The sequence below is a fragment of the Arthrobacter sp. SLBN-100 genome, from assembly GCF_006715305.1.
Lineage (GTDB): Bacteria > Actinomycetota > Actinomycetes > Actinomycetales > Micrococcaceae > Arthrobacter.
Map to the genome: position 1 here is coordinate 2,723,203 of NZ_VFMY01000001.1, position 12,658 is coordinate 2,735,860.

The 12,658-nt window shown below is 66.2% G+C and carries 10 protein-coding genes; 6 read left to right on the plus strand and 4 right to left on the minus strand.

The window, feature by feature from the left end; all coding sequences use genetic code 11:
* Positions 1-87 precede the first annotated feature (87 nt).
* From FBY31_RS12625 to FBY31_RS12635, 3 genes are read right to left on the minus strand one after another with little or no spacing between them, the layout of a single operon-like run.
* Complete coding sequence (locus FBY31_RS12625; protein ID WP_142041340.1) at positions 88-3,567, minus strand: ATP-binding protein; 3,480 nt, start codon at positions 3,565-3,567, stop codon at positions 88-90.
* Positions 3,564-4,460, minus strand: a complete 897-nt coding sequence (locus tag FBY31_RS12630) for a DUF4194 domain-containing protein (RefSeq protein ID WP_142041343.1) — start codon at positions 4,458-4,460, stop codon at positions 3,564-3,566. The genes FBY31_RS12625 and FBY31_RS12630 overlap by 4 nt, the downstream gene beginning before the upstream one ends.
* A gap of 2 nt (positions 4,461-4,462) precedes the next feature.
* Positions 4,463-5,911, minus strand: a complete 1,449-nt coding sequence (locus FBY31_RS12635) for a DUF3375 domain-containing protein (RefSeq protein ID WP_142041344.1) — start codon at positions 5,909-5,911, stop codon at positions 4,463-4,465.
* A gap of 241 nt (positions 5,912-6,152) precedes the next feature.
* Between FBY31_RS12635 and FBY31_RS12640 the strand changes: the two genes are divergently transcribed.
* The 3 genes from FBY31_RS12640 to FBY31_RS12650 all read left to right on the plus strand — a co-directional run bounded on the left by FBY31_RS12640 (position 6,153) and on the right by FBY31_RS12650 (position 9,420).
* Positions 6,153-6,455, plus strand: a complete 303-nt coding sequence (locus FBY31_RS12640) for a hypothetical protein (protein WP_142041346.1) — start codon at positions 6,153-6,155, stop codon at positions 6,453-6,455.
* A gap of 61 nt (positions 6,456-6,516) precedes the next feature.
* Complete coding sequence (locus FBY31_RS12645; RefSeq protein WP_235013044.1) at positions 6,517-8,556, plus strand: acyl-CoA dehydrogenase family protein; 2,040 nt, start codon at positions 6,517-6,519, stop codon at positions 8,554-8,556.
* A 63-nt stretch (positions 8,557-8,619) separates the two neighbouring features.
* Entirely contained in the window at positions 8,620-9,420 is an 801-nt protein-coding gene (locus tag FBY31_RS12650; protein WP_142041347.1) for a TIGR04086 family membrane protein, read from the plus strand.
* Here FBY31_RS12650 and FBY31_RS12655 read toward each other — a convergent pair whose 3' ends face one another.
* Entirely contained in the window at positions 9,421-9,819 is a 399-nt protein-coding gene (locus FBY31_RS12655; RefSeq protein WP_235013045.1) for a YchJ family protein, read from the minus strand.
* Between the two features lie 229 nt (positions 9,820-10,048).
* On the opposite strand from FBY31_RS12655, the gene FBY31_RS12660 reads away from it, so the two are divergent.
* The 3 genes from FBY31_RS12660 to FBY31_RS12670 are packed head-to-tail and all read left to right on the plus strand — an operon-like array spanning position 10,049 to position 12,576.
* Complete coding sequence (locus tag FBY31_RS12660; RefSeq protein WP_142041350.1) at positions 10,049-10,675, plus strand: hypothetical protein; 627 nt, start codon at positions 10,049-10,051, stop codon at positions 10,673-10,675.
* A gap of 27 nt (positions 10,676-10,702) precedes the next feature.
* Positions 10,703-11,707 (plus strand): aldo/keto reductase family protein, encoded by a 1,005-nt coding sequence (locus FBY31_RS12665; RefSeq protein ID WP_142041352.1) that lies wholly within the window; start codon positions 10,703-10,705, stop codon positions 11,705-11,707.
* An 8-nt stretch (positions 11,708-11,715) separates the two neighbouring features.
* Positions 11,716-12,576, plus strand: coding sequence for an SDR family oxidoreductase (locus tag FBY31_RS12670; protein ID WP_142041355.1), 861 nt, complete (start codon positions 11,716-11,718; stop codon positions 12,574-12,576).
* Positions 12,577-12,658 lie beyond the last annotated feature (82 nt).

Below are 12,658 nucleotides of genomic sequence, written 5' to 3' on the forward strand. Positions count from 1 at the left end.
CCGACCAGCATGACACCAGGACAGCAGTCTTCAACAGCTCCCGCGCAATATATCCATCGATTTGTTATAAAGGAATCCCTGGCATGGCTAGCGCAAAATGATGTCCACCGGGTTCGCTTCTGAGCGCCAGATTCCTTCTTCACCGGGCCGCGGCCTGATAACCGGTGCGGTCAGCACGCCTGAGCGGTTGGTCCGCTTGTCACGCAGGATTTCGGTGACCGAGCCCAGGTGCCGGGACAGGTCGATGACGTTCTCGGGGGCGGCCAGCAGCAACTGGAACCCGAATTCGTGCAGCGCCTTGATCCCGGCACCCGCGAACTCCTCGGATGCCAGCACAAATGCCTCGTCCATCATCACGGTGCCGTATGTGGTGAAGCCCTGCTCCGCGATGCCCAGCTGGTAGCTCAGTGCCGCGGCCATGATGAAGGCCGTGAAACGCTGGCGCTCGCCACCGGACATGGATCCCGTGTCCGCGTGCATAAAGACCTCGGTCTTCTTCGCCCCGCCCTTTTTGCCCGGCGCCGGCCCGGCAACTTCCCGGTGCTCCTTGCACTGGATAAACAGGTGCCCGCGCACGTCCAGCACCTCGGCCCGCCACCGCCGGTCCTCCGGCGCCTGCGAGCCCAGCCGCTTGACCAGGGTTTCCAGGGACTTGTAGCGGGCGGTGAGCTCGGCGTCGTCGTCCTTTTCCACGTCGGCGCCTTCGGCCCGCGCCCCCTCGGACTTTGCCGGCCGCGTGTGCCGCGCCTTGAGAGCGTTCTGGATGGCGTCCTTGAACTGCTTGGCCGTGGGCGGCAGCGTCTGCTTGATATCAAGCTCCAGGAAGCTGCCCTCGTGGAAGTTGACCTGCGAGAGAATGCCGTTCAGCGGGAGGATACGGCTGGTGATGGAGCGGCGTTCCTCATCGAGGAGATGAAGCAGCGTGCTGAAGGATTCATGCGTGCGCTGGTTAAAGAACTGCCGGAACTCCGCTTCCTGGGCGGGCAGGCCGTCGCTCACAATCGCGTGGTAGCGGGTTTCAAACTCGCCGGCAGCACCAATGGTGGTGCCATGGTCGGCCGAGATGGCGCTGCCCCACTCGCGGACGAAGCCCTCGAAAATCCTCGTAAGGCGTTCGGCGGTGGTTTGCCCGCGCGACTCCGCTGCATGCAGTTCACCCAGCAGCGCGGTGCGGACCCGGTTGGCGAGGTTATCCAGCTCGTGCATCTCACCGACGTCGCCGAAGTCAGCAAAGTAAGGTTCCAGCGCGGTGACGGTAGCGTCCGACGGCGGCGCCTGGGCCAGGCGGTCACGGGCAGCTTCCAGCAGGGAATCGGCAGCGGTCAGTTGCCGGTCCAGGGCTTTGTATTCGCTTTGCAGGACGGCGGCCGCCTCGGTGCTGGACTGGTGCTTCTGCCGCACCACCTCGATGGTGGCGCGGAGGGGCTCCAAGTCTGCCTGGGCGGCCAAGGCGTCCTTCAGCCGCTGCTCGATCCGGCCCAGCTCGTCCGCCGCCACTGCCGCCGATACCTGTTCCCAGGGCCGGTGGTCCTCCGCGATACGGCGCAGGGCGTCGAGCTGCCGGCTCATTCCCTGGTGCGAATCCTCGCGGGTTTGGGCGAGTTCAGCCGCCTTGGCGACCTCCTGCCGCAGGTCCTCCACCTGGCCGGCAACGAGCTCCAGCTTGGCGGCGTTGTCGAACCCGAGGACGTAATCCTGGCGGCTGGTGAAGCGGTCGTCCTTCTCCACGGTGTGGCGGTTGCGCTTGACCACGCCGCCCAGGCTGAGGCCACGATCCAGCCCAGAGAGCTCGTCCGGGTCCTCCACGCAGGGGTAGGCGAAGTCCAACGCGATGCGCTCACGAATCCAGGACCCCGCTTCGGCGGCGATGCCGGTGGTGAGGATGTCCAGCTTGGTCAGCAGGTCGCCGTCGTGCACGTCCTCCAGCGCCAGCGCGCCGCCGGAGAGCGGCTTCGAAACATCCACCGCCCGCAGCGCGCCGCGGACGTTGTGGTCGTTGAGGTAGCGGGTCACCGCGGCAAAGTGCTCGCCCGGCACCAGCAGCGTGGTGGCGAGGTTGCGGAGCGCCCGTTCGGCGGCGGGCCGCCAGCGTTCCTCCCCCTCCGCCAAGTCCATGAGCTCACCCGCGAACGGCATCCGGTCTTCCGGAATGCCGGTGGCGCCGGCGATCGCCGCCCGGTTTTCAACGCTCGACGGCGGCAGCAGGGACTTGCGGGTCTTCAGCGACACGAGCTCCTGCTCAGCCGCGGCCAGCTCACGCTTCTTCGTGGCGTGCGCGTCGAAGGCTTCAAAGCGGAGCTCCTGCAGCGCCTGGGAGTCATCCTTGAGCTCGGCGGACCTGGCGGCAGCCTGCTCATGCGCCTGTTCCCAGCCTTCCTCAGTCCACTCAAGCTGCAGGCCGGCGTCGGACAGCGCCTGGCGTGCAGCTTCCTCCAGCTGCTGGCGAAGCTTCAGGCCCACGCGGGCGTTCTCCAGCGACTGCTCGATGGCGGAGATCGCGTTGCCGCCCTGGTTGTTGTAATCCGTCTCCAGCTGGCGCAGTTCCTTGGCCAGGCCGTCCCGGACTGTACGCTCTGCGCCGAGCTCCTTGGCCTTCGCCTGGGCCAGCTCCTTGAAGCGCGCCAGGGTCTTCTGGTGGACCGTGACCGCGAGTTTCTGCTTGTACGCCTCGAACTCCTCGCCGGCGAGGTCCCGCAGCCGGTTCGCCTCCAGCAGCGACTGCGCGTAGTCCCGGTTCAGGCCAGGGACCGGGGCCAGCTGGTCCCGCTGCTGCCGGACGTCCTCCAGCCGCTGCCGGATGGACATCAGGTTGCTGAACTCCTCAACCACGTCGTCCGCCGCCGCGAGCGTTGCCGGGGCGTCCAGGACCTGGTCGCGGAAGAAGGTGTTGACGCTGCCGCCCAGGCCCTTGCCGGCCTGGATGACGCGCAGGAGCGGCAGGGCCTGGTCCGAGTTGATCCCCAGCAGCCGGCGGAACCGCTCCGCGAAGGCCTTGTGCACGTCGAAGACCTGGGCGTCAGGGAAAATCGTCTCCAGGGCAGCCTTGGTGAACCGCTTGTCCGCGATGCCCTCAAGCGCCTCGAGGTCGAGCGGGTCATGGTCGATGAGGTAAAAGCGGCCGACGCTCGACTCCGTGCCGTTCTTCGGCAAATCGAACAGGGCCGAGACCGTCACCCTGGTGCCGGCGGCGTTATCAAACGTCAGCGCGACGGCGGACCAGGTGGCACCCGGCCGCTGGAAAGCACTCGCCGAGCCCTCACCCACGGCTTTGTCGCCCACCTTGCCGCGCATATAGGTGAACGTCGTCCTCTTGTCCTCAACAGCACCGCCCGAACGTTGGGCGGCAGCTTCGTTGGACCTGGGCCTCGCATCGAAAACCCGGAGCATGGCATCGAACAGCGTCGACTTGCCCACGCCCGAATTACCCGTCAGCAGCGTCCCGTTCCGGTCCACGTGCATGGTGTGGGCGCCATGGAACGTACCCCAGTTGACCACCTGCACCAGGGCAAGGCGCATCTGGCCCGGGTTCGTCACGTCGCCGATCGGCAGCATGCTCGCGATGCTCACTGGGCATCCTCCACTTCGGTGGTTGCTTGAGGCGCCGACGGCGATGCCGCCCCCGCCCCTTCGCCATCGGCGCTGGACAGCTCACCTTCCAGCGAATCGCCACTGTCGCGGTCGGTTTCTATCTCCAGCATCGCCTCTGTGCCGGTGGGGTCTGTGGTGGCTGCTGCGAGGGCTTCTATTTGGGCGGGGATGTCGCCGATGTTTTCGAAGGGGAGGGCCAGGGGCAGGGCGTTGGAGATGGTGTAGACGTCGTCCAGGCCGGTGGGGAGGAGGAGTTGGCGGGCCAGGAGCTTGGTGAGGGCCCTGTTGACCACGTCCGAGTCCCGGAGCGCGTCCTGCTGCCCTGCGGGCTGGTAGTGGGCCACCAGGTCGGCGATTTCTTCGCGCGTGATGGTGGGATCTGTCTGCGCGGTGACGTGCCGGTCCAGGAGCAGGCGCATCCTTAGCAGAACGATGGTCTCTACCCGGCTGAGCGCACGCTGCTGACGGAGGATGCTGGAGCGGGCACTGCCTCCGACGGCGTCCGGATCAACCGGACGCAGCACGGCGATCTTCCGTTCGTGGTCCAGCTCCATGGTGAGGAACAGCTCGGACAGCCGGCTGCGCAGGATTACCTGGTGATCCAACAGGACGGTCCAGAGTTTCTCGTCCCGGCCGCCGTCCACGTACGGACCCTTAAGGAGTTTCACCAGCGCCTGCCGCACCTTCATGGACAACACTCCGGTATCGCCGGGAAAGAGGGCGGCACCGTCCACGAACGTGTCGCGGGGGGTGGTTCCTCCGGTGATTGTTGAGCTTGCCGAAATCCCCGCCGGGGTTACGTCAGGCTCAAACACCGGATCGGTGACGGGCTCAACCACCGGGGCAGCCGTCGTCGTCATCTCTTCAGTCATCGTCAATCCTTTGGGAGGGTGACCAGCGGCAGATAGGCCCTGCGCGTGGTGCCGTCGATCTGTTCGAAGTCCAGGGCGTCCACCGCTTGGTTGTTGAAGGCGGCGCCTTCATGCAGTGCGTGCGAGAGCAGGGCGCGGATGGTGTTGATGTGCTGCTCCTCCGGCGGCAGCTGCTGCCACGCTTCGGAAAGGGTGGACGCGCCGGCCATGGCGGACCGCACCACGCCGGGTTTGGCTTTGCCGGTCCTCGGCGAGCGCACGCGGTCGGAATCACTGAAGGCGATGGGGTCGGCCAGTTTGGGCGGAGCCGCGAACTCGTCCGGATCAAAGAGCTTCACCATGGAGAGCGACTCGAATCCCGCGTTGAAGAGCACAGGCCCAGGCACCAGGCCGGGGCGTTCCCGTTCGTACGGAAGCGACCGGATGGCCTGCTCCGCTTCCCGCAGGACCTGCCGGAGCCGGACGGACTGGCGGAAGTCGTCACTTTGGACGTAGGTGTTGAGGCTTTCGCTGAGCTTGCCGTAGATCCGCTGGATCTGGCTGTGCTGCTGCCGGAGTTCGGCCACCAGGTTCTTCAGGGTTTCCCGGTCCTCGGGCGAGAGGTCGTCCGCGAACTGCCGGCTGAGGACCTCGCCTATGGCAGAGCGGAACCTCAGCTGCTGTTGCGGGTCCTCCAGGAATGCCGTGAAGGAACGGAAGGTCCGGCCTTCGGGGCTCTGGCGGAGGCGCTTGTCAGCTTCCAGGACCTGGGCCATGGTGGCGCCCTTGGTCAGTGACTCCTCGATGATCTGGTTGCGCAGTCCGCCCACCAGTTCCTCGATCCGGTCGCGCATCTTCTTGTAATCGGCCGGCAGGCTCGCGGCGAGGTCCAGGATGTTCCCGGCAGCCTCCACGGCTTCGTCGTCATCGAGCAGGCCGTCGAACTCGCCTGTACTGATGTCCTGGATCAGCTGCTGGCGCTCTTCGATTTCATCTTCCAGGGCCTCGAGGCGGGCGCTCTGGTCCGGGTTGGTCTCGTTGGCGAGCTTCTCCACGTCGCCGAGCAGTGTCCCAAGCCGGGAACCGTTGAGGGTGGAGCGGTCACTGGAAAGGCTGTCCAGGAACGCGAGCACGCGGGCTGCCGGTTCGGTGACCTCGTAAACGATCTGCCCGGACTGGTTGCGCCGCGTCAGGAACTGCCGCCGCGTCCACTCGTCGCCGAACGTTTTCCCGTTGGCCCCGCCGCCCAGCCCGGGCTCCTGCCGCCGGAGCTCCTCAAGGAAGGAGTCGACGTCGGCATGGAATTCCTCGAGCGGCAGCTGCGGCCGGGTGCGGGTAAAGGATGCCTGCAGCACCGCGATCACCCAGGGCGCGGAGCGCGTCAGGGCCCAAGCAGGCCCTTTGGTGAGGAGCTCGAGGTCCCGAAGCCGGGCGCTGATGGCGTCAGCGGATGACCTGGCGGAGCGGGGCACGCACTCTCCTTGGACTGTTTATAAGGGGCTTATAAGGGGCTGGGCAGGGGCACGGAAGGAAAAGTGCCAACTACAAGGTTAACGCAGGCCACCGCAACCGCCTCGTGACCTACTCATGCGTAGTATTTCGATCCAGTATCAACAGTCACTTTCGCCCCTTCCGCCACTAGCTTGGGCACGCAAGCTGCCCCTACGCTCGTGCTACTGACTTCAGCCAAGCAACGTCGCAGCAGGGGGATTCATGCAGTTCGATCTAAGCTCGGTGGAAACCGCAACCTTGGTATTCATCGGAACGCTCGTATTCGGCCTTATCCTGGCGGCCTTCGTCCTGGTGGCGGGGCTGGTGGCGCTGGTGCTGCTGGGCGCCGGAAAGCTCAGCTGGACAGTGGTTTCCATGACTCTCCTGACCGCGGTCCACGGCATCAATGCCGGCTGGGACCGGCTGATGCACCACGCGGCCGCAATGGACGCCGGCGGGGACTTTCAGTCGCAACCATCCCCTAGCACCGGAACCTACCCGCGGGTAATATTGAGAGACAGCTAAAGGGTTCTCCAACCCGGCGGATCCCATGGCTAAGAAAGCCATCCGGCCAAGGAGATAACCCATGAGCTCCGCCACTGACAGCCCCTCACAGACCAGTTCCACCCCCGCAGGTTTTACAAGTACACCAACGGACGCCCGCCCTGAGGACACCCCGGTCCCGGCCGGCAAAATCGGCGCGGGCGTCACGGCGGATGAGGCACGCGCCGTCGCGGAGGCCGCCCGGGAAACCGGCTGGGAGCGCCCCAGCTTCGCCAAGGGCCTCTACCTTGGCAGTTTCGACCTCAACCTGGTCCACCCCTGGCCCACCCCCGACCCCGCAGACGTGGAACGGGGCGAGGCCTTTATGGCCCGCCTGACGGATTACGCGGGAACGATGGACGGCCGGATCATCGAGCGCGACGCGAGGATCCCTGACGAATACCTCAGAGGCCTGGCAGACCTCCGCGTTTTTGGCATGAAGATTCCGGCGGAATATGGCGGCCTGGGCCTGTCCCTGGTGTACTACGGCCGGGCGCTGGCCCTGCTGGGCAGCGTCCACCCAAGCCTCGGCGCCCTCCTTTCCGCACACCAGTCCATCGGGGTGCCCGAACCCGTCAAAGTCTTCGGCACTGCCGGGCAGAAGCAGGAGTTCCTGCCGCGCTGCGCTGCCGGTGCCGTCACCGCATTCCTCCTCACGGAACCTGATGTGGGCAGCGATCCCGCCCGGATGGGCAGCACCGCGACGCCAACGGACGACGGCGGGACGTACCTTCTGGACGGCGTGAAGCTATGGACCACCAACGGCGTCATTGCCGAGCTGGTGGTGGTGATGGCCGTGGTGCCGGCCCACACTGACGCGGACGGCACCAGGCACAAGGGGGGCATCAGCGCCTTCGTGGTGGAGATGGACTCGCCGGGCATCACCGTGGAAAACCGGAACGCCTTTATGGGGCTGCGCGGCATCGAAAACGGCGTCACCCGGTTCCACCAGGTGCGCGTCCCCGCAGCGAACCGGCTGGGCCGGGAGGGCCAGGGCCTCAAAATTGCCCTCACCACCCTGAACACGGGCAGGCTCTCCATCCCGGCCCTCTGCGTCGCGTCCGGGCGGTGGAGCCTGAAGATCGCGCGGGAGTGGTCGAACGCCCGGACGCAGTGGGGACGGCCGGTGGGCGAACATGAGGCCGTGGGCAAGAAGATCGCCTTCATAGCCGCTTCCGCCTTTGCCCTGGACGCCGTGTTCGAGCTCTCCGCCGAGCTTGCTGATGCCGGCCAGAAGGACGTCCGGATCGAGGCCGCCCTCGCCAAGCTCTGGGCCACGGAGATCAGCTGCCGGATCGCCGATGAGCTGGTGCAGATCCGTGGCGGACGGGGCTTCGAGACGGCCGAATCGCTGGCCGCACGTGGGGAGCGTGCGGTGCCCGCCGAACAGCAGCTGAGGGATCTCCGCATCAACAGGATTTTTGAGGGTTCCTCGGAAATCATGCGGCTGCTTATTGCCCGGGAAGCGGTGGATGCCCACCTCGCCGCCGCGGGGGACCTGGCATCACTGAACGCGAGCCTGTCCGATAAGGCAAAGGCCGCCGTCGGCGCTTCCGGCTTCTACGCCCGCTGGCTGCCCAAACTGGTGGCCGGGGCGGGCATGGACCCGCGCTCATACAACGAGTTCGGGCGCCTGGCCAAGCAGCTGCGGTTCGTTGAGCGCTCGTCCCGGCGGCTGGCCCGGCAGACGTTTTACGGCATGGGCCGCTGGCAGGCAAAGCTGGAACGCAAGCAGGCATTCCTGGGCCGCGTGGTGGACATCGGCGCTGAACTGTTCGCCATGACCGCGTGCTGCTCACGCGCAGAGATGCTGCTCCACACCGAACCTGCCAAGGCCGCCAGCGCCTACGAGCTTGCCGAGGCCTACTGCGAGCAGGCACGGGTGCGCGTGGAGGAGTACTTTGACCAGCTGTGGCGGAACACGGACGACGGCGACCACCGGCTCACCCGCAAGGTCCTCGCGGGAGATTACACCTGGCTGGAGGCCGGGGTGCTGGACCCGTCTGAAGGCACCGGCCCGTGGATCGCCGACGCCTCCCCCGGCCCGTCCCAACGGGAAAACCTGCACCGCAACTACCGTTAATCCCCTGGTCACAAAATAGTAAGCATCCTTGCTATCTCTGCGGGCCGATGGTTGAGTGGAGCCATGAGCAGCACAACCGACCCAGAGAACCTGCCTCCGCGGCGAGCCCGCGAGGATGCTGACCGCAATGGACGGGACCGGCCCGCCTCGGCGGGCGACGATTCCACGCGCACCTTCGATCAGGTGCCCTCGGCCCGCAACGAACGAACCACGGGCGCCTACGCCGAGCGGGATAATGTACCTGCGGCCACGGCGCCAGCCCGTGATCCACATCTGACGGACCGGCAGACAGCGGTAGCCCGCGAAAAGGAGCAGTTTGGCGGTATCAAGGTGGGCTCGGCGTTCTTTGGCTGGCTGACCGCCACCGGCATGGCCGTGCTCCTGACAGCCCTCGTGGCCGCGGCCGGAACAGCTGTGGGCCTGGCCACCAATACGGACGTCAATGAGGCGGTAAACCAGGCCGCCTCGAACAGCGGCACCATTGGCCTGGTGGGCATCATTGTGCTGCTGGTCATCCTGTTCCTCTCCTACTACTGCGGTGGTTACGTCGCAGGACGCATGGCGCGGTTCAACGGCGCCAAGCAGGGACTTATGGTCTGGATCTGGGCCCTGATCGTTGCAGTCCTCGTCGCGATCCTGGGGCTCGTGGCCGGGCAGCAGTTCAACGTGCTGGCCAACCTCAACAGCTTCCCGCGGATTCCCATCAACGAAGGCCAGCTCAACACCATGAGCATCGTCGCCGCTGTGGTGGTAGCCCTGGTGGCCCTGTTGGGGGCCGTGCTGGGCGGGCTTGCCGGCATGCGGTTCCACCGCAAGGTGGACAAAGCGGGCTTCACGCCGCGTGGGGATTACGACGACGAGTAGTCAGGCCAGGATCTTTCCGTCCAGGTAGAACCAGCGGCCGTTTTCCCGCACAAAGCGGCTCACCTCGTGCAGGACCCCGCGGTCACCGCCGTGCCGGTAGTAGGCCTTGAACTCCACCGTTCCCTGGACATCCAGCGGACCTCCGCGGTCCGTGGACACAATATCCAGGCGCCGCCACTCCATCTCCGGGTCCAGGTCCAGTTGTTTCGGGGTTTCCGCCGGGTGCCAGGTCCGCCGCAGATAACTTTCATCAAGGAGCACGAATGCACTGTAGCGGGACCGCATCAGCTGCTCCGCCGTGGCTGCTTCTGCGGTTCCGGAGTGGAACCTGCCACAGCATTTCCGGTACTGCTCACCGGACAGGCACATGCAGTTCCTGCTTCCAGGGTCCTCCGCCATCAGTGCTCCTGCTTGCTTCTCCGGGCTGCCCCGCGCAGGCCCGGTATTCGCGTCCGACTATAGGCCCCTTGCCCTTGTCATATCGGATAACAGCTTTGAAACAACCCGCGGCGGAGCGGGGGGTACGGCGGCACGTCGCGGCAAAAATCCGTATGGTGGAGAAGGAGTTGTTGCCCGGGCAGTGGGGTGCCGGTGCGGGGCTTCGCTGCCTGCAGAAAGGAGAGATGACGTGGAAAATCCGGATACGCTCATCCTCAACCTGACCTTTTTGGGCACTGTGGGCATGGCCTTCCTGATGTTCCTGGTTCTTTTCCTGCTGGGCGTCATCACCCTCGTGCTCGCAGGGATCGGGCGGCTTGCCGCCATCACCCTGATGGCGGCATTCGGCAGGCGCTCCCATAGCGAAAACCCGAAACCCGGCCGCCCGCCCCGCGGCTGGCGGGGCGGGCTGAAGGCGGCCCGCCTGCGCAGGGCGCTCCGCACCGCCGTCGTACATCATCCGGCCCTGGCCGCCGCGCGCCGCGAACCTCCCGTCCTTGCCGAGGACTGGGCCGCCGCCGTTGCCGAGGCGGACGCGCGGGCCATGGCGCGTGCACGTGCGGCTGCGCCGGAAATCAAGCTTTCGGTGCGGGACTTGCCGGACCCCCATGTTCCTGCCGAGAAGGTGGTGGAGGTCGCTCCGCTCGTAGAGTCGAAACTCGATGACCACCGCCACGCACACGCCGCGCGGTCGTTCAAGAAGCCGGAAGTTCCCCAGCCGCTGTCGCCGCTGGATACGGGATCGCTAGTGTCCCTGTCCGGTCCGGCGCAGGTATTCAAGGGCAGGGCCACCAACGGCAAACAGCCCTTACCTTGAGCAACCATCTGGGCTAGCGTGAAACCCATGGAATTCAGATACCTCGGAAACAGCGGCTTTAAAGTCTCAGAAATTACCTTCGGCAACTGGCTCACGCACGGCTCCCAAGTGGAGAACGACGTCGCCTCCCAGTGCGTGCGGGCCGCCCTCGATGCCGGCATCAGCACCTTCGACACGGCGGACGTCTACGCCAACACCGCGGCCGAAACCGTCCTCGGCGAAGCCCTGAAGGGCGAGCGCCGCGAGTCCCTGGAGATCTTCACCAAGGTCTACGGCCCCACCGGCCCCAAGGGCAAAAACGATCTTGGCCTGTCCCGCAAGCACATCATGGAGTCCATCAACGGCTCGCTGCGAAGGCTCCAGACGGACTATGTGGACCTCTACCAGGCCCACCGCTACGACTTTGAAACGCCGCTGGAAGAGACGATGCAGGCGTTCGCTGACATTGTCCGGCAGGGCAAGGCGCTGTACATCGGCGTCAGCGAGTGGACCGCGGAGCAGCTGCGCGCCGGCCACGCGTTGTCCAAGGAACTAGGCTTCCAGCTCATCTCCAACCAGCCGCAGTACTCCATGCTGTGGCGCGTCATCGAGGCCGAGGTGGTGCCGGCGTCCGAGGAGCTGGGCGTCTCGCAGATCGTCTGGTCCCCTATGGCCCAAGGTGTCCTCAGCGGCAAGTACCTGCCCGGCCAGCCCGCTCCCGAGGGCAGCCGTGCCACGGACGAGAAGGGCGGCGCCAAGATGATCCAGCGCTGGATGCGCGACGACGTCCTGGCCGGCGTGCAGGAGCTGAAGCCCATCGCGGAGGAAGCCGGGCTCTCCATGCCCCAGCTCGCCGTCGCCTGGGTGCTGCAGAACCCCAACGTGGCGTCAGCCATCATCGGCGCGTCCCGGCCGGAGCAGATCGCCGACAGTGTCGAGGCTGCAGGGGTGACACTGGAACCGGACGTCCTGAAGAAAATCGACGACGCCATCGGATCCCTGGCCGAGCGCGACCCTGCGCAGACCAAGTCCCCGGCCGCGCGCGAGGCCTAGGATTCCTGGTGACTGACGCCTTGGACCTGCCGGACCTTGCTGTCACCGGTTCCACCGGCGGCCTGGGCGGAATGGTGGCGCGGCAGCTCGCGGCGGCCGGTTCCGCCCAGCGCCTGCTGGTCCGCGACGCCGGCCGCGCGCCGGAGCTGGAGAACACCCGGCCCGTGGTCTGCAGCTACGCGGACTCCGCTGCTGCGCGGCAGGCCTTGGAGGGCGCGAAGGTGCTGTTCATGGTGTCCGCCGCGGAGGCAGAGGACCGGTTGGACGAGCATTTCACGTTCGTTGATGCTGCTGCCGCCGCCGGGGTGGAGCACCTGGTGTACACCTCCATCTACCGCTGCGCACCGGACTCGACCTTCACCCTGGCCCGCGACCACTACGCCACCGAGGAGCGGATCAGGGCCTCCGGCATGGATTTCACGTTCCTGCGGGACAACCTGTACCTGGACTTCCTGCCGCTGATGACCGGGGAGGACGGCGTGATCCGGGGGCCTGCCGGCGAGGGCACGTTTTCCACTGTGGCCCGGGAGGACATTGCCCGTTGCGCTGTTGCCGTGCTTCGCGACCCTGTCATCCATAAGGGCAAGACCTATGACCTGACGGGCCCGGAGGAGCTCTCCATGTCAAGGGCTGCCGAGGTGCTCACGGAAGGAACCGGCCGTACCGTTAGCTACCATCCGGAAACCGTGGAGGAGGCCTACGCATCCCGGGCCTCGTATGGGGCACCGCAGTGGCAACTGGACGCCTGGGTGAGCACGTACACGGCTATCGCCGCCGGCGAGCTGGCGGGAGTATCTCCTGATGTGCACGGGCTGACCGGCCAGGACCCCCTGAGCCTGTCCGAGTTCCTGGAGCGGCCGCAGCTGTAGCCGCTCAGGACGTTGAGGGGCCGGGCGTTGACGGGCAGGGCGTTGACGGGCAGGGCGTTGACGGGCCGGCGGGGCGGGCGTA

What these genes read in the sequence shown, in the direction of transcription:
- FBY31_RS12630 (WP_142041343.1), bottom strand. Translation starts at nt 4,460, where the DNA reads ATGACTGAAGAGATGACGACGACGGCTGCCCCGGTGGTTGAGCCCGTC.
- FBY31_RS12640 (WP_142041346.1), top strand. Translation starts at nt 6,153, where the DNA reads ATGCAGTTCGATCTAAGCTCGGTGGAAACCGCAACCTTGGTATTCATC.
- FBY31_RS12655 (WP_235013045.1), bottom strand. Translation starts at nt 9,819, where the DNA reads ATGGCGGAGGACCCTGGAAGCAGGAACTGCATGTGCCTGTCCGGTGAG.
- FBY31_RS12665 (WP_142041352.1), top strand. Translation starts at nt 10,703, where the DNA reads ATGGAATTCAGATACCTCGGAAACAGCGGCTTTAAAGTCTCAGAAATT.
- FBY31_RS12645 (WP_235013044.1), top strand. Translation starts at nt 6,517, where the DNA reads ATGAGCTCCGCCACTGACAGCCCCTCACAGACCAGTTCCACCCCCGCA.
- FBY31_RS12650 (WP_142041347.1), top strand. Translation starts at nt 8,620, where the DNA reads ATGAGCAGCACAACCGACCCAGAGAACCTGCCTCCGCGGCGAGCCCGC.